At 66.2% G+C, this 20,151-nt stretch carries 16 protein-coding genes, 2 tRNA genes and 2 pseudogenes; 4 read left to right on the forward strand and 16 right to left on the reverse strand.

Annotated features, from left to right (window positions below):
• The 3 genes and pseudogenes from B3587_RS01310 to B3587_RS01320 all read right to left on the reverse strand — a co-directional run.
• Nucleotides 1-227 (reverse strand): annotated as a pseudogene (locus B3587_RS01310) (aminotransferase class I/II); the annotation flags it as partial.
• Between the two features lie 59 nt (nucleotides 228-286).
• A complete protein-coding gene (locus B3587_RS01315; RefSeq protein ID WP_292725979.1) occupies nucleotides 287-961 on the reverse strand; it encodes a TetR/AcrR family transcriptional regulator in 675 nt (224 codons plus the stop codon).
• Nucleotides 951-1,943, reverse strand: coding sequence for an epimerase (locus tag B3587_RS01320; protein ID WP_292725980.1), 993 nt, complete (start codon nucleotides 1,941-1,943; stop codon nucleotides 951-953). The genes B3587_RS01315 and B3587_RS01320 overlap by 11 nt, the downstream gene beginning before the upstream one ends.
• Before the next feature lie 82 nt (nucleotides 1,944-2,025).
• Between B3587_RS01320 and B3587_RS01325 the strand changes: the two genes are divergently transcribed.
• Nucleotides 2,026-2,349 carry a DUF222 domain-containing protein gene (locus tag B3587_RS01325; protein ID WP_228178424.1) on the forward strand — a complete coding sequence of 108 codons (324 nt, stop codon included), beginning with the start codon at nucleotides 2,026-2,028 and terminating at the stop codon, nucleotides 2,347-2,349.
• Nucleotides 2,350-2,384: 35 nt separating this feature from the next.
• On the opposite strand, the gene B3587_RS01330 is transcribed toward B3587_RS01325, so the two are convergent.
• From B3587_RS01330 to B3587_RS01375, 10 genes are all read right to left on the reverse strand, one after another.
• Complete coding sequence (locus tag B3587_RS01330; RefSeq protein WP_228178423.1) at nucleotides 2,385-2,915, reverse strand: cupin domain-containing protein; 531 nt, start codon at nucleotides 2,913-2,915, stop codon at nucleotides 2,385-2,387.
• Nucleotides 2,916-3,172: 257 nt separating this feature from the next.
• Complete coding sequence (locus tag B3587_RS01335; protein WP_228178422.1) at nucleotides 3,173-3,757, reverse strand: PIN domain-containing protein; 585 nt, start codon at nucleotides 3,755-3,757, stop codon at nucleotides 3,173-3,175.
• Nucleotides 3,758-3,782: 25 nt separating this feature from the next.
• Nucleotides 3,783-4,307 (reverse strand): helix-turn-helix domain-containing protein, encoded by a 525-nt coding sequence (locus tag B3587_RS01340; protein ID WP_228178421.1) that lies wholly within the window; start codon nucleotides 4,305-4,307, stop codon nucleotides 3,783-3,785.
• Nucleotides 4,308-4,419: 112 nt separating this feature from the next.
• The gene (locus tag B3587_RS01345) at nucleotides 4,420-5,541 is read right to left on the reverse strand and encodes a DUF3322 domain-containing protein (RefSeq protein ID WP_228178420.1); all 1,122 of its coding nucleotides are present in this window, start codon (nucleotides 5,539-5,541) and stop codon (nucleotides 4,420-4,422) included.
• Nucleotides 5,538-8,891, reverse strand: a complete 3,354-nt coding sequence (locus B3587_RS01350) for an ATP-binding protein (RefSeq protein ID WP_292725984.1) — start codon at nucleotides 8,889-8,891, stop codon at nucleotides 5,538-5,540. The genes B3587_RS01345 and B3587_RS01350 overlap by 4 nt, the downstream gene beginning before the upstream one ends.
• The gene (locus tag B3587_RS01355; RefSeq protein ID WP_228178418.1) at nucleotides 8,888-9,547 is read right to left on the reverse strand and encodes a DUF4194 domain-containing protein; all 660 of its coding nucleotides are present in this window, start codon (nucleotides 9,545-9,547) and stop codon (nucleotides 8,888-8,890) included. The genes B3587_RS01350 and B3587_RS01355 overlap by 4 nt, the downstream gene beginning before the upstream one ends.
• Complete coding sequence (locus B3587_RS01360) at nucleotides 9,544-10,995, reverse strand: DUF3375 domain-containing protein (protein WP_228178417.1); 1,452 nt, start codon at nucleotides 10,993-10,995, stop codon at nucleotides 9,544-9,546. The genes B3587_RS01355 and B3587_RS01360 overlap by 4 nt, the downstream gene beginning before the upstream one ends.
• A 65-nt stretch (nucleotides 10,996-11,060) precedes the next feature.
• Nucleotides 11,061-11,582, reverse strand: a complete 522-nt coding sequence (locus B3587_RS01365) for a DUF1877 family protein (RefSeq protein WP_292725986.1) — start codon at nucleotides 11,580-11,582, stop codon at nucleotides 11,061-11,063.
• A gap of 376 nt (nucleotides 11,583-11,958) precedes the next feature.
• Nucleotides 11,959-12,047: transfer RNA gene (locus B3587_RS01370), tRNA-Ser, on the reverse strand.
• Nucleotides 12,048-12,123: 76 nt separating this feature from the next.
• Nucleotides 12,124-13,410, reverse strand: coding sequence for an LCP family protein (locus B3587_RS01375; RefSeq protein WP_228178415.1), 1,287 nt, complete (start codon nucleotides 13,408-13,410; stop codon nucleotides 12,124-12,126).
• A 301-nt stretch (nucleotides 13,411-13,711) separates the two neighbouring features.
• Here B3587_RS01375 and B3587_RS01380 point away from each other — a divergent pair, with 301 nt between their 5' ends.
• Nucleotides 13,712-15,811: a DUF4012 domain-containing protein gene (locus B3587_RS01380; protein WP_292725988.1), complete on the forward strand. Its 2,100-nt coding sequence runs from the start codon at nucleotides 13,712-13,714 to the stop codon at nucleotides 15,809-15,811.
• Nucleotides 15,812-16,017: 206 nt separating this feature from the next.
• Here the strand turns inward: B3587_RS01380 and B3587_RS01385 are convergent.
• The 3 genes from B3587_RS01385 to serS all read right to left on the reverse strand — a co-directional run bounded on the left by B3587_RS01385 (nucleotide 16,018) and on the right by serS (nucleotide 18,354).
• Nucleotides 16,018-16,105: transfer RNA gene (locus tag B3587_RS01385), tRNA-Ser, on the reverse strand.
• Nucleotides 16,106-16,183: 78 nt separating this feature from the next.
• Entirely contained in the window at nucleotides 16,184-17,092 is a 909-nt protein-coding gene (locus B3587_RS01390) for an HAD family hydrolase (protein WP_228178413.1), read from the reverse strand.
• A complete protein-coding gene (gene serS / locus B3587_RS01395) occupies nucleotides 17,089-18,354 on the reverse strand; it encodes a serine--tRNA ligase (RefSeq protein WP_228178412.1) in 1,266 nt (421 codons plus the stop codon). The genes B3587_RS01390 and serS overlap by 4 nt, the downstream gene beginning before the upstream one ends.
• 62 nt (nucleotides 18,355-18,416) lie before the next feature.
• Between serS and B3587_RS01400 the strand changes: the two genes are divergently transcribed.
• On the forward strand, nucleotides 18,417-19,499 hold the full coding sequence (locus tag B3587_RS01400) for a diacylglycerol/lipid kinase family protein (protein WP_228178411.1): 1,083 nt from the start codon (nucleotides 18,417-18,419) through the stop codon (nucleotides 19,497-19,499).
• 146 nt (nucleotides 19,500-19,645) lie between these two features.
• Nucleotides 19,646-20,151: pseudogene (locus tag B3587_RS01405) on the forward strand (hypothetical protein); the annotation flags it as partial.

The following is a 20,151-nucleotide window of genomic DNA, read 5'->3' on the forward strand; positions in this document are numbered from 1 at the left end:
CCCGCCGTCGCATCCGACAGATCAGCGGCGATGCGCTGCGGCATGTACCCGAAGGCGCCATCATCGACCGCCGCATGAAGGGCGGCGGTAATGGCCGGGTCGACACCGAAATCCATCTCGGCTACGAAGGCCCCGATCGAGCCATCCGTTGCCGACCACTTCGTCGCGCCGGTGGCACGAAGCTGCTCGATCGTGATGGCGTTCATGCGCCGGGCGAAGTCAGTCATTGCGCGCTCTTCCTGCTCGTGGCCGCTCCCACGATAGCTCGCGCCACCGACGCGGGCCCTCAGGCGCGGACGCTGCCGACCAGGGCGAGCACCTCTGCTACCGCCCCGCGAACGAGTGGAAGGCGAGCAAGCGGCAGCACCGCCGAAAGCAGGCGCAGCGACCTGTCGAGCAGGAGCCGCGTGCGCTGGCGGCCCTCTGAGGTGTCGTAGACCCAGAACAGCGCGAGCAGAAGGTGCGCGAGAACGAGCGCATCCGGCATCCGCTCCCGCACGTCGTCGGTTAGCCGCGTCGGTGCCGCGCCGTCGATCGCCTCCGCGAACAGCCCCTCGACGATCGCGAAAGCCTCTGCCGATTCAGCGGACAGGGGGTTGATCGGCGACCGGGGCGACACCGCAGCCGAGAGGAACTCTCCCGCGTGGGCATGATACGGCTCGAGCTGGTCGAGTCCGGTCTCGAAGACGATCCGCAGCCGCTCGATCAGCTCGGTTGCGTCGGCGAGGAGCGGCTGAGCCGCGGCCCAGTGCCGCTCCTGCACGTCGAGGTACAGCTCCTGGATGAGGTGATTCTTCGACGCGAAGTGGTAGTTCGTCGCCCCCACCGACATCCCCAGCTCGTCGGCCAGCCCCCGGATCGTCGTCGCGTCGTACCCGTTCTCGCGAAATGATCGCAGCGCCGCGGAGCGGATGCGCTCACGGGTGCGCTCACCCTTCGTGTGTCGAACCTCAGCTGGCATCGATCGCCTCCTTCGCGTCGACGAGCGCTGCTCGCAGGTCGGTGTGCCCGAATGTGAAGCCGGCATCGCTCAGGGCCTGCGGCACGACCCACCGACTCTTCAGGACCAGCTCGGGCTCGGTGCGCAGCACCCACATCGCGGCTTCCAGCATCCAGCGCTGGGCGGGCAGCCCGACCGGCGCACCGACCACGCTGCGCAGCGTTCGCATGAGGGTGCGATTGTCGCTCGGATGGGGCGAGGCGACGTTCACGGGACCCGACATGCGCGGGTCGTCACGGATGAAGCGCACGGCCGCAACGACATCGTCGGTGTGCACCCAACTGAATCTCTGGCGTCCGCGAGTGCGGTACCAGGGCGCCCGCGCCGGGCCGGTCGGTTGGTCACCGATGCCGCGGTAGCGGTGGTGCGGGGGGCACCATCCGTCGAACTGCGTGCCGCCCAGCCCCCACCGGGCGAGGTTCAGCAGCATCCGGGTCGCCGGACCGTCGCCGATGACGATCGCCATCCGCAGCGCAACCCGGCGTGTGTCGGGAAGCGAGCCGGCGAAGAGCTCGCGCTCCCACGACGTTGCGACATCTACCGAGAACCCCGAGCCGATCTCGCCTTCTGTTTCGGTATTCGGGTGATCGGTCGAGTGGCGGTAGATCGTCGCGGTGGAGGCGTTCAGCCACACCCGAGGCGGGCGCTGCGCTGCCGCGATCGCCTCCCGAAGCGCCCGCGTCGTGTGAACGCGCGAGTTCAGGATGCCGGTGCGATTGCGATCCGTGTAGCGACAGCTGACCGACTTGCCCGCAAGGTTGATGACCACGTCCGCGCCGTCGACCGCCTCCGCCAGGGCCGCGGCATCGTCCCACTGGACCGCCGCAGTTCGCCCGACCTGGCGGATCGCGTAGCCGTCTTCGGCGAGCGCCTGAACAACGGCTCGTCCGACGAAGCCGCTGCCGCCGGCGATCACGGCGACCTGCCGCCTCTCGGTGTCCATACATCGACGATAGCGCTTTTCTGAACGTGTTCAGAAACTGAAGAACTCTATCGCTGTCGGATGCACGACATAGCGTGCCGTCATGACGATCACTGATGTCCTTGTGGAAGACGAACCCGCCGAACTGCTTCTCGAAGCGATCACGGCCCTGATGGAGAACTCCGAAGAGTCCGCCGGCATGACCAGCTTTGGAGGCAAACTGGCTGGCGATAGCGGCGCGGCGCTCGTGCACGCGCTCGGACGGATAACGGCCGAGCTGCACGCCGAGGACATGCGCAGCTTCCTCCCCGGAGGAACACGCAACAAACGCACCGAAGAGCAGCGTGGCGCTGACGCCTTCATCCTGCTCGTCGATCGGCTCGAGGAGGCATTGATGAGTCGGACAGCCGATGATGTCGCGACGTGACTGAAGTTCGCCGGGCCGAAGGCTTGTACCCCTGATCAGGTCAGCGGCCGGTCAGGACGCCCCGGAGCACTCACGTTCCCGGTCGTCAGCTCAGACATCGTGAGGTCGTCGAGCCATGAGGGCCGCATGATTTGCGCCGGCGGTTCGATTCGGACCCTTTCGGGAGTCCAGGCCGGCGTGACAACTGAACAGATCAACGCAAAGCCCGCGGAGTCGACGAGTCGAAGTGCTTTGTAGGATCCGGCCGGGACAGTGATCATCGGCCGCGTCTCCCGAGACACCACCGACCTGGTCACCGCACCGTCGCTATCCACAACCACGTACTCGACCGGACCACCGTCGACGATGACGTGGGTGTCATCGACAGCAAGCCAATGCCACGCGTTGATGGGGCGACGAGGGTCGAGCAGGTAATAGATTGCGTTCGCGGCTGGAGACGCCGCGCCGTCGGCAGTTCGGACTTCCACATCCGAACGGAAGGCGGGAGCCCACCACCCCGATTCACCCTCGAGCACGCGCAGTCCCAGCCGCTCAATCCACTCGTCGGCTCGAGGATGATGTGTCACATGCTCCATCGTGCCCGCATGCCGCTTCGAGAAGAGATCAGCTCAGCTACGTTCAGGAAAAGTGGCGGAGACGGAGGGATTTGAAATCACGCCAATGACAATCGAGCCCAACTCAAACCGCATGATTCCGCGGATTCTGACGTCGCCGACGTACTCCTGGATCAGGTCGGCCGGGTTCGATTCGTGGCAGAAACGTGGCGAGTGTTCGGCGCGAAATCAGGTGGCTGCACTCGCCCTTCAGTCACGCGATCTGGAGACTACGCGGACGTGGCTTCGACCATCATCTCGACGGCTTCGATCATGCCGTATCGATCTCGCAAGATGTCGAGAATCTCCTCGACGGTGAGCGCTGTACTGTAGCGGCCAGAACGACTCGCGATCTCCTGCACCGCAGCGAGTGCATGCCTTGGGTTGAGCGCGACAGTGTTCTTCGCGAACTCCCTGGCGCTGAGCACCTGAATGCCCGGCGGAATCTTGCCTGCAGGGAAGTCCTTCAGGTTCTCGGTGACGATCGCTCCGGCTCCCGCGATGACGGCCGCAGCGACCACATGCTCGTCATCCGGATCGGGAAGCCCGAACGTACCTTCCAGCGGCTCCCAGCCTTCGACCTCCGCGTCGGCGAACTCTCGCCGCATCGCAGCGATGAGGGTCGCTGCGCGGCTGGCCGCCTCCGCTATAGGTATCCCCCGCTTCACGAGCTTGGCCTCCTCGTGGAACTCGAGCTCGTCGAGGATCGCCGAACTCCAGGTCGGTCGATACGCGCCCTCGACCGCGAGGGAAAGGAGGAAGTCACGCTGCAGGCTCGGCCACAGCACGCTGGTGTCGAGGGTCGCCGTGAACACGACCCCATCCTCTCAGCCTGCGAAGTCAGAGTCGGGCAGCCCGCCTCGCTGCCACTGCCTTCCTCGCCGCTTTCAGGTCCTCGAGCGTCTGCTCGATGTTGTCTTCGCCGACGGAGTCGCGCGTGGCGGCGAGCATGTCGTACTGACGCTCACGGCGGCGCTCTCGGTATTCGAGGAGATCCGCGAGGAGAACGCGGCGGTGCGTTCCCGCCTTCTCGAACGGGATCTCGCCCTCGTCGAGGAGCTTCACAATGGTCGGGCGGCTCACGTTCAGGAGATCCGCTGCCTGCTGGGTGGTGAGCCGTGTTGTCTGGGGTACAACTGACACGGCAAGCCCGCTCTGCATCGCGTCCACGATCTTGCGGAGAGCGAGGTAGACCTCTTCCGGAAGCTCCACCTGGTCACCTGGACGCGCCCCCGCAAGAAAGTACCTCGGCTCGGGAAGAGCCCGACCGGCGGCCTCATGGGCGGTGAGGAAGTCCAGCACAGGGGCAAGCTCGACTCCCCTGCTGGGAAGGTACGTCTCTTCAACAACTGCAGCGCGAGACACGGAAATCACCTCAATACACGTAAACGCAGGTGGTTGCGTTTGTTGCGATTAAGGTACCACGCGTCACCGACAAGTCAATAGGAGCGCGCTGGAGCAACGATCAGATGCCTCGTCAGGACACCCCGAGCCGTGCGAGCGCGTAGCTCCACGGAATGCGCTCCTGCTCGAGGCGTATGTTGCCCTCCGCGCTCAGCGACTGGAGAGCCGCGCGCTCATCAGGCGTGAGCAGCTCGAACACGCCGACATTCGGATCCGGATCGATCCCCCACAGATCACGGTGGTCGAACAGAGTATCCATATCCATCAATGCCGACGTTGCGTCCACTCCCCTGGCTCGAAGTCGGTTGAGAATGGCGAATCCGTGCGAATCGAGATCACCCCAGTAGGTGACCGTCTGCGCCCACGGGAGGCGGGCGACGAGATCGACGCGGTGACCGCCACCGTGCACTGCTATAGCTCGGGGCACATCCGGCATCGCGAGCAGGGTGGCGAGGTTCTCGAACACGAACACACGCTCGGGTCGGATCGTGCTTGCCGCAAGGTCGTCGACGGGCGCCGACACATCGGAGAGCCCCTGGAATGAGAGCGACGGATCGAGAGCACGGATCCGTATGAGCGGTGACGGCTCGCGAAGGCCCAGTCCGGGCGCACCGGTTCCCGCCCGATGCAACGCCTCCACGAGTCCGCGGCGAGATTCGATCCACTTGGTGTGGATGCCGCGGATCGGCAGTTCCCGCACCAGGCGGCCCGATTCCGGGTTCTCGCGCAACCAGGCCAGCACATGGACGAGCCTGTCGAAGTCGGCGCCATCGAGATCGCCGATCGCGCGGGCATGGGCGCGAAGCACGCCGCCGGCGTCGGACCCGGCCAGGCCCCTCAACTCGTCGAGTCGCGCCACCAGACGTCGCCAACCATCCGCCTCGCCCGCCGCTCGAGCGATCGAATCCGAACCGCGCAGCACCGCGCGAATGGGGACTTCCTGCGACCCAATGCGTGACCAATGACGGACGACCCACTCGAGCTCAATACCCGAATCCTCGCTCACACCGCGCCATGCGTCGACCCACTGTCGAACCCGATCGAGATCGTCCAGCGCCTCCCGCTCCGTTGGCGGGCGTAGCGGAACGTCGAGCGCGACATCGGTCTGCTGCTCGGCGGCCCAAGTGCGTGCATCGCGCTCGAAGAGTTTCTTCGCCCGCGCGCGCAGGTCAGACGGTGTGACAAGCGTGCTCACGCGCGCGACTCCGCGTGCGGCGGGACGGCGACCTCAGTCTCATCGACCGAGAACACCACGTTCGCCAGCCGTGACGCGTCGCGGTCGGGGTTCGACACCGACGTGATCGCGCCCACGTACGGCTCGAGCGTCTGCAGCAGCTTCTGCGGTGTCGCGAGGATCATGTGGAATCCGAATTCGCGGAACACCTCCATCGCGTTGCGCGTGTATCGGCTGTCAGCCTTGTCGAACGCCTCATCGAGCACGATCGACCCGAACCGCGGAACGTCGTCCTCTTCTTCAGTCAGCTGGTACCGCAGCGCTGCGGCGAGGCAGAAGATGACAAGCTTCTGCCTCTGGCCGCCCGACAGCCCCTCGGCCGAGTCATACACCCGCACAACGCGGCCGGTGACGTCCTTCTCCCGCGCGAGGAAGCTCACATGCAGCCTCGTGTCGAGCACTCGGTTGCGCCAGTCCATGTCGACGCGGTCCTTGGATCCAAGCCGACCGATTACGCGCTGCAGCACGGCGAATCGTTGCTCGGCACCGGCGGCCGACTCGTCGGCCCAGTTGCCTTCGACGATGCGGCGGAGGTCGGTGAGGAACTCGTCAACCTCCGGGGTCCGCGTCGTCTTCACATCGATCTCGAGAAAGCGGTCCGCTCCCTCGAACGGGGACCGCCCCAGGGATGCGTTGACGGGGAGGATTCGCTCGCGGATGAGACCCGGGGCGTCGCGGAGATCGCTGAGCAAGTGTGCGACGACGTCCTGCGATCGTTCCCGCAGCAGCTTGCGGAACTCGGTCTCCTTCTCGGGCAGGCCGCGCGCGAGGATGCCCTCCCGCAGTTCCCGGTAGCCGTAGCGGTCGCGGATGTCAGCAGTCAGCTCAGCGGATGCAGCGGACCACTCGAGCCGGAACTCGGCGGCGCGCCCGGCGAAGCTGGCCTCAGCATCCGCCGCGCGGCCGGCCGCGGCGTCCTTCTCCTTCGAGAGTGCCGACTGCACCTTTCGCGCGACTTCGTCCACCGTTTCCAGGATCACCGAGCGTCGCTCGGCTCGGAACCGGCCTTCGAGGGCGCCGGTGATCCGCTCGCCGACCGGTGCATGCGGTGTTGCCTCGAGTCCGGCGATATGCGCCGCGATGCTTTCTACGTTCTTGCCGGCGACAGCGTGATCTCCGACCGCCCGTTCGTAACCCTCGTTCGTTTCGTTCAACCGCTGGGTTGCACGCTCCGCGGCTTCCTGTGCTTCACGGAGAGTCCCGGACTCGCTGGTGAGCACCCGGAGTTCGTCGCGCCGGGCGGCGGTGACCGCCGTCGCGGATGCGAGATCCACTTGGTTCCACGTGAACATCGATACGCGGTTGAAGACGTCGCGCCGACTGACAGCGTCCTGATGGAGCGAGTCCGCATCCGACTCGCGGGCAGCAGTCTTGTCCTTCGCGAGTTCCGCTTCGCGGCGACGGCTTAGCAGCGCTTCAAGTCGCGCTTGAGTGTCGCCGCCGAGCATCCACCGGGTGGCATCGCCGACATCGTGACGGTCGTCCTTCTCGTACCTGCGTGAGTTGCGCTTGACGAGGCCCCCGATCGTGACGCCCCGGTCGACGCCGTCGAGCTCGTCGGGGTGTGAAACGCAGGCGTAGTCGAACTCGTTGGCGATTCGCTTGCGGACGTAGGACGCGAAGGGCCCGTCGCTCACCACGAGGCGATGAACGAGCGAGCGGGAATCCTTGGGGCGACGCGGCTCGTCGACGGAGTGCGGGACCGCTTCGATGACGAGCCGGACGCCGAGTGTCCGCGAGTCGGCTGCCCGCCGCGCGGCGACAAGGTGTTCGTCGCGCACGAGGAGCGTCGGCGCAAACGGCGCCATCACTCGCTCTGCCGCGCCGCGCCAGCCGGAGTGCTGCTCGGCCACCGAGATCAGCTCGCCCGCAAAGGGGAATGTCGATGCCGGCACGCCGACAGCGTCCGCGAGGAATCGCCGGGCGCTCAGAAGCCTCTCATCGAGGTTGCTCCGGTGATCTCTCAACGCCTGAATCTGCTTCGTGACTTCGTCCACTGCCTTGCGCGCCTGGCTCGCGGCGTCACGCACCTCATACGACACCGCGGGGATATCGCGCGCAGCCTCGGTGACGGCCGCCGCAAGGAGCTCGGCGAACTGCTCGGGATCCTCGGGCATCGGCGCACCGATGCGCGCCAACTCAGCGGTCAGCTGGGCTCGATACTGCCCGGCGATATCCTCGGCGCGCTGCGCACTTTCGATCCGCTCCTGCAGAAGCTCGACCCGCGCGCCGCCCTCGTCCCGAACACGCGCCTTCGCGCTGTCCAGCGCCTCGGATGCCAACCGCTGCTCGCGCGCGGCGTCGCTCAACTCGCTCTCGGCGCGTGCCAGCCTGGCGCGCGCGGGGCCCGCGGCCTCCTTCGCGAGCCGAAGCTTGAGTCCCGCCGTGAAGGGTTCGACTGCATCGTGTAGATCAGAGATCGCCGCCACCTCGGCGCCGGCCAGATCGAACGCGGTGATCGCCTCATCGACCTTTCGGAGCGCATCAGCCTGCTTCCGCAGGTCGACGACGTGCTTGTGGGCAGCATCGAGCTCCGTGAATTGCTCGACTGCGGTCGCGGTTCGCGCGAAGGTTCCCGGCTGGTCGAGCATGAACCCGCGGAACAAGGCGTCGAGGGTGCCGAGGTTCTTCGCTGATTGTGTCTTGTGGAGAAGCTGAAGTGTCGCGTCTCCGCGGAAGCCGAACTGGCGGACGACGCGCTCATGAAAGCGTCCGTGTCTCCCGCCGGTGGTGATCAGCGCGTCGGGGAAGGCCTTCGACATGCGGCGAGCGTCGATTCCGCCCTCGACGTGGGGCTTCACCTCGAGAAGCCCCAGGTGACCGCGGGCGAAGATCCGTGCGTCCTTCAACGCGGTCGGTTCGGTGCGCGTGCCGGGTGCGTGGAATACCCGCAGCAGGACGACTGGTTCGTCGCGGAGATTCTGGTAGCGCAGCAGGATGCCGCTCCAGGTTGCCTTCGAGCGCAGGTAGGTCGTGGTGGCCCGATCGGCAGTCTCGTCAGCTTCCTTGCTCCAGGCGCCACGCACATAGCTCATCAGCGTGCGATCGCTCTGCCGGGATGCGCCGTCCTGAGCCGCCGCGTTGAGGCGCAGCCACTTGTCGGGGGTGAGGACGGCGGCGATCGCGTCGAGTAGCGACGACTTGCCCGATCCGGATGCGCCGGTGAACAGGTGGCCGGCGCGCGCGACGTCCACGGAGACGTGGCCCGCAAACGTACCCCAGTTGACGAGTTCGATCTGGGCGAGTCGCCACTGGCCGGGCCTGGTCGGATCGACTTGCGGCTCGTCGGTGGGGAAGCTCAGCATCGTCATTCTGTGTCGTCCTCGGCATCCGTCGACGGGGCAGCGGATTCTCCTCCGCCCTCTCGGGCGATCCGGTGGTACTCAGATGTGATCGCGCGGATCTGGTCGGCATCGACGAGCAGTCGTAGCACCGGCGAGATCTCGGCACGGTCATCGCCAACGGCGTGCAGCACGCGGAGCTTGTTCTGCATCTTGTTCCACGACGAGTTGACGCGGCTCGCGAAGTCCTTCTCATCACGGTCCGGGGTGCGGAACACGGCGAGCTGCTCGAACACCTCCGCCTGCCCCACGATCACGCGCCCGCGGCCCTCCTCACTCAGCAGCGTCTGGCGCAAGACAAGCAGCATTGCGGTGTCGAGGAACGTCAACGCCTCAGACCGCACCGCCTTCGGGGCATCTTCGGACGGAGCGTTGCGGACGAAGGCGAACTCGTTGTCCCGATCGATGACCAGTTCGAGGAACAGGTCGGCAAGCCGGGAGCGGAGGACAGCCTCGTCGGTGAGCAGCACCGCCCACAGCTGCGCCTCGCGCGCTCCGGAAAGATACGGGCCGCGCACCAGACGCAGCAAGACCCGCCGCGTACGATCCGGAAGCTCGCCCGCGTCGCCACGCCAGAGGCCAGTGTGCTCGTCGGGGGCGACATCCGCTGTGGTCGGTTCGGTCATGTCACCGCTCCTGTGAATCGGTGCGCGGCGACGATCGCCGCCCGCGGAACTCCGTCTGCGCCCTGCCAAGCGAGCACCTCGGGTTCATCGTCGACGGTGCCCTGCTCGGCGGCGATCGAGAGAAGTCCGATCACGCTGCCCACACCTTGGGTCGCGGGGTATCGAGCAAGGACATCTGCGACGGTGCACGATGACACCTCGGCGAGCAGGTCGTTGACATTCCGGGTGAGTTCGTCGAAGTCGATCTCGGTCTCGCGTGCGATCGCCCGCAACTCCTCAAGACTCGCGAGGGATGCCGGCTGCGTGACGACCTCTTCGGTGGCAGCGAATTCGGCAGGATCGTGAAGATCGATCGCTCCAACGCTCGACAGCGCGACAGCAGAGAGATCCAGCGTGAGAGACGTCGGATACCACGGGCGCGTATGCGCAGCGGCTTCCACCCCCGCGTGCTGAGCCTCCCGCAGAAGAGTCCTCAATACCCGGTCGCGCTGGTAGTCCTGCGACTGCACGTAGCGGCGGAGCGCCCGGGCGAACAATGTGATGACGTCGTGAATCTCCGCGCTTCGTCCCTTGAGCGTTGTGAGGAAGGCGCGCAGTGCCCGGCGCTCATCCGAGGTGAGATCACGAGCGAATCCGCGGTCGAGGATGCGGCGGATGTCGGCCTCGAACGCGGCACCGAGTGCAGGGTCGAGCACGAGCTGGGAGAAGGCAGCGAAACTGCGGCCTGCATCCGAGTCGGAGATGTGGTCGATTCCGCGAAAGACTTCGTCGACGACTGACGCCTGAGAAACATCGGACTCGACGATCTTCGCCCTCAGCGACGCATTCAGCGTCTCGAACTCAGCACGCACCCGAGCGAAATCGTCCGGTACGTCCGCCGCCTGCGCCAACACATCGCGAACGCGCTCGAGCGCCCGGTCCTCGTCGATCGCGGTCTCGTCACCCGAACGCAGGCTCTCGATCCGCCGCTCGATCGACTCGATCTCTTCCTCGAGCAGTGCGATGCGCGCTGACGCATCAGGATCGGTGTCGATCGCGAGGCGACGGACTTGCGCCGCAAGGCTCGCAAGCCGAGACTCGGTCACACTCGAACGCGGGGCGGCACGCCCCTGCAAGAAGCGGATCCCGGCGATCGCATCCGGGGAAAGCTCGAGCGTCTCACCCCGCGCTTCCGATGACGGCCGACGCACCAGGAAGCCGGCCGATCGCCACTCCCCGCAGTACCCCTTCGCAGTCAGCGGCAAGATCAGCCCCTGCGCACGGAGCCGCTCGAGGTCGGCATCGATCCGCTCGTACAGCTCCTCAGCGTCGACTCGGCGCTCGTCTCCACCCAGATGGGTGCCGAGAAGACCGGCGACCACGGGTGCACTGTCGGCTCGAAGCAGCTTCCACGCCGCATCGCGCTCCGCAAGCTGGGCGAGCTCGAGAACCTGGGCGACGGCGGGCACGCGTCCATTCTGAAGGAACGCACCGACATCCGTTGACGCGGCGGCAGCGGATAGCTCGGACTGAGTCACCCGATGAGGTAGACCATCCCGCGACCGTCTGTCGCGAGCGCCTCGACGAACTCCTGTGCCCGCGTGAGGTACTCGAGGAGGTAGCGGAGCTCGTCGTCATCGTCGGCTCCGTGCCGACTGCGCCAGGTGCGCGCCCACGTTCGCACCTGGTCCTCGTCGATCGCACAGAGGTCGTCCCGAATCGCCGGCACCTCCGCCGGGAGGATCGTCCTCACCCACGGGTCCCACCCGAGCCCGTGCATCGTTACGCTCCCCTCGAACATCCGGTAGCAGGAGCCTGCGTCGGGAACATCGGTCGTCGGACACGTGAGGGACTGCAGGGCGGACCAGGCCTTGTCGAGGTAGAGCATGTCGCGCTTCGGCGAGACCTGCTCGAACGTCGCGACACTCACGCTCGCGTGCGGTTCCAGGCCCCATGCGTCAGCAAGCGGGTCACTGGAGAGGATGCTGTGCGGGTCATCGACCGCCTGCTGAGCGAGGTCGGCGTCGAAGGCATATGCGTAGTAGCGGATTCCCATGCGGCCAGCATCCCGACGCAGGCGTAGCCTCGATCGCCGCATCCGACGCCGTGGGGAGAACGCGTTCGAAACCCGCGCTGTGGAGGAACCGACGGGCCGCGGGCGCGAGCGTCTCGCGGCCCCTAGACCGAGGGATTCGACGTACCGGTCTCGGACCGAGGCGCGCAGCCCCTCGGTCTCCGACGTGGCAAGTTCGTGGCAGAACGCGCCACCCACAGCGTTATGCCCGCGTCCATGGCGATCTGCATGGCAATGTGACCGGCCTCCGCGGCGGTCCGCCGATCGGGCACTGACCAGGCATTCAGTTCTGCCACGACTTGCCACGAACCGAATCGGGCCGAAACCGGCTCACCTGATCGAAACGAGCCCACCTGAGCGGAGACGGAGGGATTTGAACCCTCGGTCCCCGTGAGGGGACTCCACCTTAGCAGGGTGGTGCACTAGGCCTGACTATGCGACGTCTCCAGGCATCCGTGCCCGAATCGGGCGGATGACCTCGTCAATACTAACCGCTGCGGTCCGCCGCGACGAATGGATGCCGTCAGCCGAGGTTTCCGACCGAGCAGGTGGTCTGCGCAGCCGTCGAGCCGCTGATCGAGTTCGGAAGAACCGCGGCGTCTTGAGCCGGCGCTTCCGTGGGCGCGGCCGTGGCGTTCGGATCCGCGGTGGGCTCAGGCGCGGGCTCCTCGGTCGGCGTGACATCGACAACGCTCCCGTTCGCTCCAGCCTTGCCGGTCAGCTCGAGCGGCGCGTTGGCCTCGAGTGCTGCCCACAGCTGGTCTGCCGCGGCGTAGTTCGGCACGACCTTGTTCGGGTCGTCCGGGTCGCCGTTCACGGGGTACTGAACGAAGACAATGTCCGAGAACGGAACATCCTTGATCGCAAGCGCGATCTGCACGAGCGTCAGGGGGTTGGTGAGGCTCGAGCTCTTCGTAATGTTGTCGATCGCCACGGTCGCGAGGCGGTAAAGCGTCGCCGGGTCCGAGAGCACGTTCTCGCTGACGAGCTTCTTGGCAAGGCTCGACATGTACTGCTGCTGGTTGCTGATCCGGCCGAGATCCGATCCGTCACCGACGCCTTTGCGGGTCCGGAGGAAAGCGAGTGCCTGGGTTCCCGAGACTGTCGAGATTCCGTCGGGCAGGTAGAGGCCGGCGAGCGGGTCGCTGATGCCACCTTGGACGCAAACGTCGACCCCACCGATCGCGTCGGTGATGTTGATCACGCCACCCCAGGTGACCTTCGCAGCGAACGGGATGCTCTGACCACTCAATTGCGAAATGGTCTTGACGACGCACGAGAGGCCGCCGCCGTCCGCGCCACCGCCCGCGTAGAACGCCGAGTTCAGGGGCTGCTTGCTCATTGCCGAGGACGTCGATCCGTCGCCCCGATCGCACGAGGGAATCGGGATCATGAGATCGCGAGGGAAAGAGATCACGGTGACCCGGCGCGGAGCATCCGATATGTGCACGAGCATGTTGACGTCGTTGAGCTCGCCCTCGGAATCGGAACCCGAGCAGCGGTCGCCGAAGATCGCCGCGAACTCCGGCTCACAGGCGTCAGTGCCTGCAACGAAGAGGTTCACGCCGCCCTCGATCGCGCCAATGTCGGGCGGAACGACGACCTGCTCTTCGAGCTCGACCGTGTTCTCGGTGGCGTAGCTGGCGGCCAGGTCGTAGACCGTGTAGGCGGCAACCCCTGTACCCGAAACGAGGACGACGGCAACGACAATGCCGAGTGCCTTCATGAAGACCGAGAACGGATGCGGCGACTTCAGCGCCCCATGACGGGCCACCGTGTGGCGGCCGCGCTGCGGTGCTGTCTTGCTCACAAAGTTCCCTTCCGACGACGATCGCAACGCACCCAGTCGGCGGGGTGGGCCGCGCAAGGCTGCGCCTCGGCTCTGCGCGACGCCGTCCGGTCACGGGTTGTTGTCCTGGAGGACGTCGGGTGTTAGCGAAGCCGAAGAACGGATGCCTTAAGAAAGGTAGGTTATGCCATGCCCGCTGAGCATGCACTGTGGGCATGCTCAGCGGCGATTCTGAGACACATATGCGATGCACAGCATCCTTTCCGGCTTTCACGGGCTGCGCTCGGCTTTTACGCAAGGCTGCACCGGTAACATCAGCGCCGTGACCACCGTTGACGGCGACCGGCAGGCCGATTCCGTCCCGGAAGGCGAGCCCTCCTCAAGCAACGCGCCTGCCCTGCGTGCGCGCCGTTCGTCAGACCCGCAGGGCGTCCTACCGCGAACCCGGTCGAGTGCGTCATCCGTCGCCCCCTCGGCCCCGATGACCCGGCGAGACGCACGGACGCGGAGAAGTCCGGCGAGGCCGCTTGCCCGTCACGCCGCGCCCGAATCCGGGGCGTCGCGCCGGCGCCGCGGATGGCGGACGTTCTGGATCGCCCTGAGCCCCCTCGGCCTGGTCCTGGTCGGCTCCGTCATCGTCGGCGGCGTCTTCGCACTCCAGGTGCTCGAGGTGCGCGACGATCTCGAAACCGTCAAGTCGCAGCTGGGTGGACTGGCAGAGGCCGCCGTGTCGGGCAACACCGACACCCTCCAGCATGCTGGCGATGAGATCGTCGCTCGCACCCAGCGCGCGTCCGAGACCGCGAACGGTCCACTCTGGGATCTGGCATCCACGCTCCCCCGCATCGGGAACAACGTCCTTGCGGTGCGCACGGTTGCCGAAGCGGTCAACACGATCGCGAGCCAGTCGATCCCACCCGTCGTGAACATGGTCGCTGCCGCGAACGTCGATGAGCAGCGCGCCGAGGGAAGCCTCGGCATCAACCTGCAACCGTTCCTCGAGGCCGAGACGGTGCTGCCGACCATCATTTCGTCGTTCGAGGATGCCGCAGCGATCGCTGCGAGCATGGATCGCACGGATGTCCTACCCGCCGTCTACGAGCCGATGGACGAGATGGTTGGGCTTCTCGACCAGGCAGTGCCGATCCTCAAGGTCGCGCAAGAGAACCTTCCTGCGCTGCTGCAGGCGGCCGGCGCCAATGGGCCGATGCTGTATCAAGTCATGATCCAAACCCCCGCCGAGATCCGTGCGACCGGCGGCGGGGTCGCCCACTGGCTGATTTTCAAAGTGGACAACGGGCAGGCCGAACTCGTCGGCCAAGACAACGGCGTCGATCTGATGTACTCGCGGCTTCCGTCGCTGGGTTTCGACACTGAGAACGGCTCCCTCATCACCTTCCCTCGGACGGTTCGATCGCTCTACCCTCCGGAGCTCGACAACTGGTCGTCTAACTTCACGATGACCCCGGATTTCCCGCGCGCCGTTGACCTCTTCCAGGCGACCCGCGAGTGGGAGGACCTGCCGACGTTCGATGGTGCGATCTCCATCGACCCGATCGTGCTTGCCCACCTTCTGGAGGCGACCGGTCCCCTCACCCTCGATTCGGGAGAGCAAGTCACCCCTGAGAACACGGGTGCGCTCCTGATGAGCGAGCCGTACGAGCGATACGGCGACAACAACGCCGCGATGGACGCGTTCTTCAACGAGGTGACCTCGAAGATGTTCAGCGCCCTCACCAGCGGCAACTGGGAGTTCGGCGCGATGTGGGATCAGCTCGTTCGTAGCGCCAGCGAGGGTCGCATTCAGATGTGGTTCGACGACCCCGGCCTCGAAGCGTTCGCGACGGAGTACGGCCTCGATGCGACACTCCGCGAAGACAACACGGATGCCACGCAGCTCGGCATCTACTTCAACGACTACTCGATCGGCAAGCTCAACTACCACCTGTCATACGACCAGCACGCAACGTGCAACGTCGACGAGCGCACGATCACAGTCACCATGAACCTGCACAGCAGCGTTCCGCCGGACATCTCAAGCAACTACACGCTGGGCCTGCGCAACATCGGTCGCGGTCTCGACCGACGCACCATGATGCTCGACGTGCTTTTCTTCGCCCCGCCCGGCGGCGAGATCCTCTGGACCGACCCGAAGCGGGGCGACCGGCAGGATGGCACGTTCCACGATCGCTCGGGAGTCGACCACGGAAACGAGGGGCTGAGTCGCACCCTGCTCCTACCGATGGGCAAGTCGCGCACGGTGTCGTACGAGGTCCAGCTCCCCGACGGACCCCTCGGTCCGCTGCAGTTGCGTCACACTCCGGGCGCGAACGACACCCAGGTCACAGTGGATGCGAACTGCGCGAGCCTGTTCGCCAGCCCCGAAGGCTCGACGAACATCTCCCTCACGAAGATCGGCTGACCCCGCCGCGCCTCACGCGCTCACGCCCTGGCGAAGGTGGGCGCATATCGTCGGCAACCATGCTGAAGATTGGCGCACATGGTCGCTATTGGTGCAGGATGCGGCAGAACGCGCCCACTTCTCGGCCGGCGGCCCACCCAAGGGCTCGAACCCGCCGCGCCCGAGAATCGGAAGAGGCGCCGCCCTCCGGGCGACGCCTCTTCCGATGGCGGAGGGTGTGGGATTCGAACCCACGGGACATTGCTGCCCACTGGTTTTCAAGACCAGGTCCATCGGCCGCTCGGACAACCCTCCCGATGACGCCGCACGCGGCATCCAGCGAACGGCGTCCACTCTATCCGACCACCCCGACGACGTTCTCGCCGCGAAGGTTCAGAGCGCGCGAAGAATCGCCGCGACTCCGCCCTCGTGAACGGATGACGTGATCTCTCCGGCCGCGTCGAGCACTTCCTGCGGACCCTGCGCCATCGCGATCGCGCGACCGCCGTTCTCCAGGGCCCAGGCGAACATGCCCAGGTCGTTGCGGCCGTCACCGATGACGAGCACCTCATGCGGGTCGAAGCCGAGCCACTCGCGCACCATCTCCAGCGCCGTCGACTTGTCGATGCCGGGCGGGGCGATGTCGAGCCAGGCGGTCCACCCGATCGCGTACGAGACCTCGTTCAGGCCGACCTGCGCAACGAGGTCGACGAAGTCCCCCTCAGCGTGATCGGGCGAGACGACAACGACGCGGCACACCGGCTCACGGGTGAGCTCATCGAACGCGACGCGGCGAGCACCGAGCAGGTTCCAGTCATCGAGCTCCTCGGTATAGAGGCGGCTGCCGTCCTCGAGCTCGACCATGTACTTCGCGTCGGGCAGGTGCTCACGCAGCAGCGTGACGACCTCTGTCGCGTCGAAAGTCTCGGTGTGCACCTGCTCGTAGCGGACCTCATCCCCCTCGATCTTCTTGAGGATGACGGTGCCGTTCGAGCACACGACGTAGTCGGGTTCGATCTCGAGGACGCGCACGACTCCACGCGTGCTCGCCCACGAGCGACCGGTCGCGAGCATGACCTCGTGCCCCGCGCGGCGAGCATGCTCGACAGCCTCGACGACGCCGGGACTCAGGGTCTCATCCTCGAGCAGCACGGTGCCATCGATATCTAGCGCGATGAGCAGCCGCGGCGTGCTCCCGGGGTGGTGTTCGGTCTCTTCGGCGAGTTCCTCGACGATCTCGGCGGCATCCTCCTCGGGAACCGCCTCGACCTCACCGGTGTGCGGCACCACGGCATCCGTCACGCGACCGGCTCCAGGATCTCCGTCCCACCCAGGTACGGGCGCAGTACCTCAGGCACCGTCACGGATCCATCCTCACGCTGGTGCGTCTCGAGCAGCGCGACGATCCAGCGCGTGGTCGCGAGCGTCCCGTTGAGCGTTGCCACGTGCTGCGTCTTCCCTCCGTCGGGGCGGTGACGGATGTCGAGCCGACGCGCCTGGAAGGTCGTGCAGTTACTCGTGCTGGTGAGCTCGCGATAGGCATCCTGGGTCGGGACCCACGCCTCGACGTCGTACTTGCGAGCTGCGCTCGACCCGAGGTCGCCGGCGGCGACGTCGATGACGCGGTATGCGAGGCCGAGGTCTTGCAGCATCCGCTCCTGCATCTCGACGAGGCGCAGGTGCTCGGTCTCGGCATCCTCGAGGCTCGTGTAGACGAACATCTCGAGCTTGTTGAACTGGTGCACTCGGATGATGCCGCGAGTGTCTTTGCCATACGAACCCGCCTCGCGCCGGTAGCACGTCGACCAGCCGGCGTAGCGCTTGGGCCCCTTGGCGAAATCGATGATCTCGTCCATGTGGTAGCCGGCGAGCGGCACCTCGCTGGTGCCGACGAGGAAGAGGTCGTCCTCCTCGAGGTGGTATATCTCGTCGGCGTGCGCGCCGAGGAATCCGGTGCCGCGCATGACCTCGGGCCGAACGAGGGTCGGCGGGATGATGGGGGTGAACCCGGCCTGGAGGGCGCGGTCGAGCGCGAGGTGCATGATCGCCAGTTCGAGGCGCGCACCGATGCCGGTGAGGAAGTAGAAGCGGCTGCCCGACACCTTCGTGCCGCGCTCCATGTCGATGGCGCCGAGGATCTCACCGATCTCGAGGTGGTCGCGCGGTGCGAAATCGAAGGTGCGGGGCTCGCCGTGTGTGCGGAGCGTCACGAAGTCGGCCTCGCCGCCAGCCGGAACCCCGTCGATGACGATGTTCTCGATGCGTGAGAGTGCGGCTTCTGCTGCTTCTTCGGCGAGCGTCACGCGCTGCTGGGCCTGCTTGACCTGCGCGCTGAGCTCCTTGGCCTCGGCGACGAGTGCAGCCTTCTCATCCTTCGGTGCCTGCGCGACCCGCTTGCCGTGGGCGTTCTGCGCGGCACGGAGCTCCTCGAAGGCCGTGATTGCGGCGCGGCGCTCGCGGTCTGCGTCGAGGGCGGCATCCACCGTCTCGGACGAGTGCCCGCGAGCTTCCTGCGAGCGCTTGACCAGCTCGGGGTTCTCACGAAGAAGCACGGGATCGATCACCCGATAAGTCTGTCACAGCGCCCGGAACCGGCTCCTCGGCCTGGGAGGGTTATCGTGTGTGCATGACGCACGCTTCCGCATCCGACGAGGAAGCCGCGTCGACCAATGACCCCGGCACTGATTCGCCGGTCGATGTCACCGGCCACGAGGCTCAGCCGGGGGATGCCAAGCGCGCAGCCCTCGTCTACAACCCGATCAAGGTCGATCAGAATGCCATCCGCGCCTCGGTCGAGCGCGAATCGTCGGCCGCGGGCTGGGGACCCCCGCTGTTTTTCGAGACGACAGTCGATGACCTGGGTCAGCTTGCGACGCAGGAGGCGCTCGACGCCGGTGCGGATGCCGTGCTCGTCGCCGGTGGTGACGGTACCGTCCGCGCGGTAGCCGAAGCGCTCACAGGGACCGGCGTGCCCCTGACGATCGTTCCCTCGGGAACCGGGAACCTCCTTGCCCGCAACCTCCAACTGCCGCTGTCACCGCCCGACGCGATGGTGACCGCGACGTTCTCGGGCGATCACGAGACCATCGACGTGGGCATGGCCGAGCTGCGGCGTGCCGACGGCTCGCGTCACGAGCACGCTTTCGTCGTTATGGGCGGCATGGGCATGGATGCCGCGATGATCGCCAACACGAACAGCGACCTCAAGAAGCGCCTCGGCTGGATCGCTTACGTCGACGGAGCAGCCCGCTCTCTCTGGACCGCCAAGCCGTTCCGCATCCTGTACGAGGTGTCAGGCCAGCGGATGCGGACCTCCCGCGTGCAGAGCGTGCTTTTTGCCAACTGTGGGTCGCTGCCGGCCGGCTTGACGCTCATTCCCGAGGCGTCGGTCGCCGATGGGCAGCTGGATGTCGCGGTCATCCAACCCAAGGGGTTCTTCGGCTGGTTCTTCGTGTGGCGTCGGGTTGCGTGGATCAACGGGTTCCTGCGCCGGCGGCTACACCGCAGTAAGGCATTCCTGAAGCTGCGGACCGCGGACAACGCGATCGTCTATTCCCGCGGCACGACCGTGGAGATCATGCCCGAGGCAGCGCAACCCGTGCAGCTCGACGGAGACGAATTCGGCGAGGCTGTGCGGATCGAATGCCGCGTCGAGCAGAAGGGCCTCGTCATCGCGATCCCCTCCGGCCACGACATCACCGGCGCGTAGGGCGCAGAGCGTCGCGATCACACCCGGACGTGCTCACTCGAAGTGAGTGCCCGCTGCCCTCCTCCCCAGCCTGAAGTTTCGCGTGGATGTTCCGGGGGCAGCTGGGCAACCGGTTCAATGTCGGAGGCCCCTGTCATGATTAGAACATGTCTTCGAATGTCGGGAAGGGTGACCGGTCGATCGGACCGGTGATCGGGTACACGGATGCCGACCTCGGCGCCCTGTGCCAGATCCTCGCCGATTTCGAAGACGCCGAGGTTCGGGCCGCGCGCGAAGAAGTAGCGCGCGTGCGGGTCCTCGCTCGCGCGGGCCAGCTAGCGCGGAAGCAAGCCGCGGGCCAGACGGCCAAGGTTCGTGCGCACGACATGGCGCTGCGGTCGATAGCGCTCGAGCTCGGCGCTGCTTCGCGGGTGAGTGACAGGTCGATGCAGCGCCAGATCAATGACGCTGTCCAGCTTGTCGAGGACTACCCCGCGTTGCTGGAGGCGCGCGAGACCGGCGCGATCACCCGTCAGCACGTCACCCTCGTCGTGGAGGCCGGCGCCCCTTTGCCTCCCGAAGTCCGCGCCGAGTTCGACCGGCTCGCCACCGAGCGATGCCTGACCGACTCGGCAAACCGGGTTCGCGCCTCTGTCATGATCCTCGCCGAGCG

This window comes from Microbacterium sp. UBA837 (genome assembly GCF_002296025.1).
Classification (GTDB): Bacteria; Actinomycetota; Actinomycetes; order Actinomycetales; family Microbacteriaceae; genus Microbacterium.

Coding starts and splice junctions, on each gene's coding strand:
- B3587_RS01400 (WP_228178411.1), top strand. CDS start 18,417: ATGACGCACGCTTCCGCATCCGACGAGGAAGCCGCGTCGACCAATGAC.
- B3587_RS01315 (WP_292725979.1), bottom strand. CDS start 961: ATGCCAGCTGAGGTTCGACACACGAAGGGTGAGCGCACCCGTGAGCGC.
- B3587_RS01325 (WP_228178424.1), top strand. CDS start 2,026: ATGACGATCACTGATGTCCTTGTGGAAGACGAACCCGCCGAACTGCTT.
- B3587_RS01350 (WP_292725984.1), bottom strand. CDS start 8,891: ATGACGATGCTGAGCTTCCCCACCGACGAGCCGCAAGTCGATCCGACC.
- B3587_RS01355 (WP_228178418.1), bottom strand. CDS start 9,547: ATGACCGAACCGACCACAGCGGATGTCGCCCCCGACGAGCACACTGGC.
- B3587_RS01320 (WP_292725980.1), bottom strand. CDS start 1,943: ATGGACACCGAGAGGCGGCAGGTCGCCGTGATCGCCGGCGGCAGCGGC.
- B3587_RS01365 (WP_292725986.1), bottom strand. CDS start 11,582: ATGGGAATCCGCTACTACGCATATGCCTTCGACGCCGACCTCGCTCAG.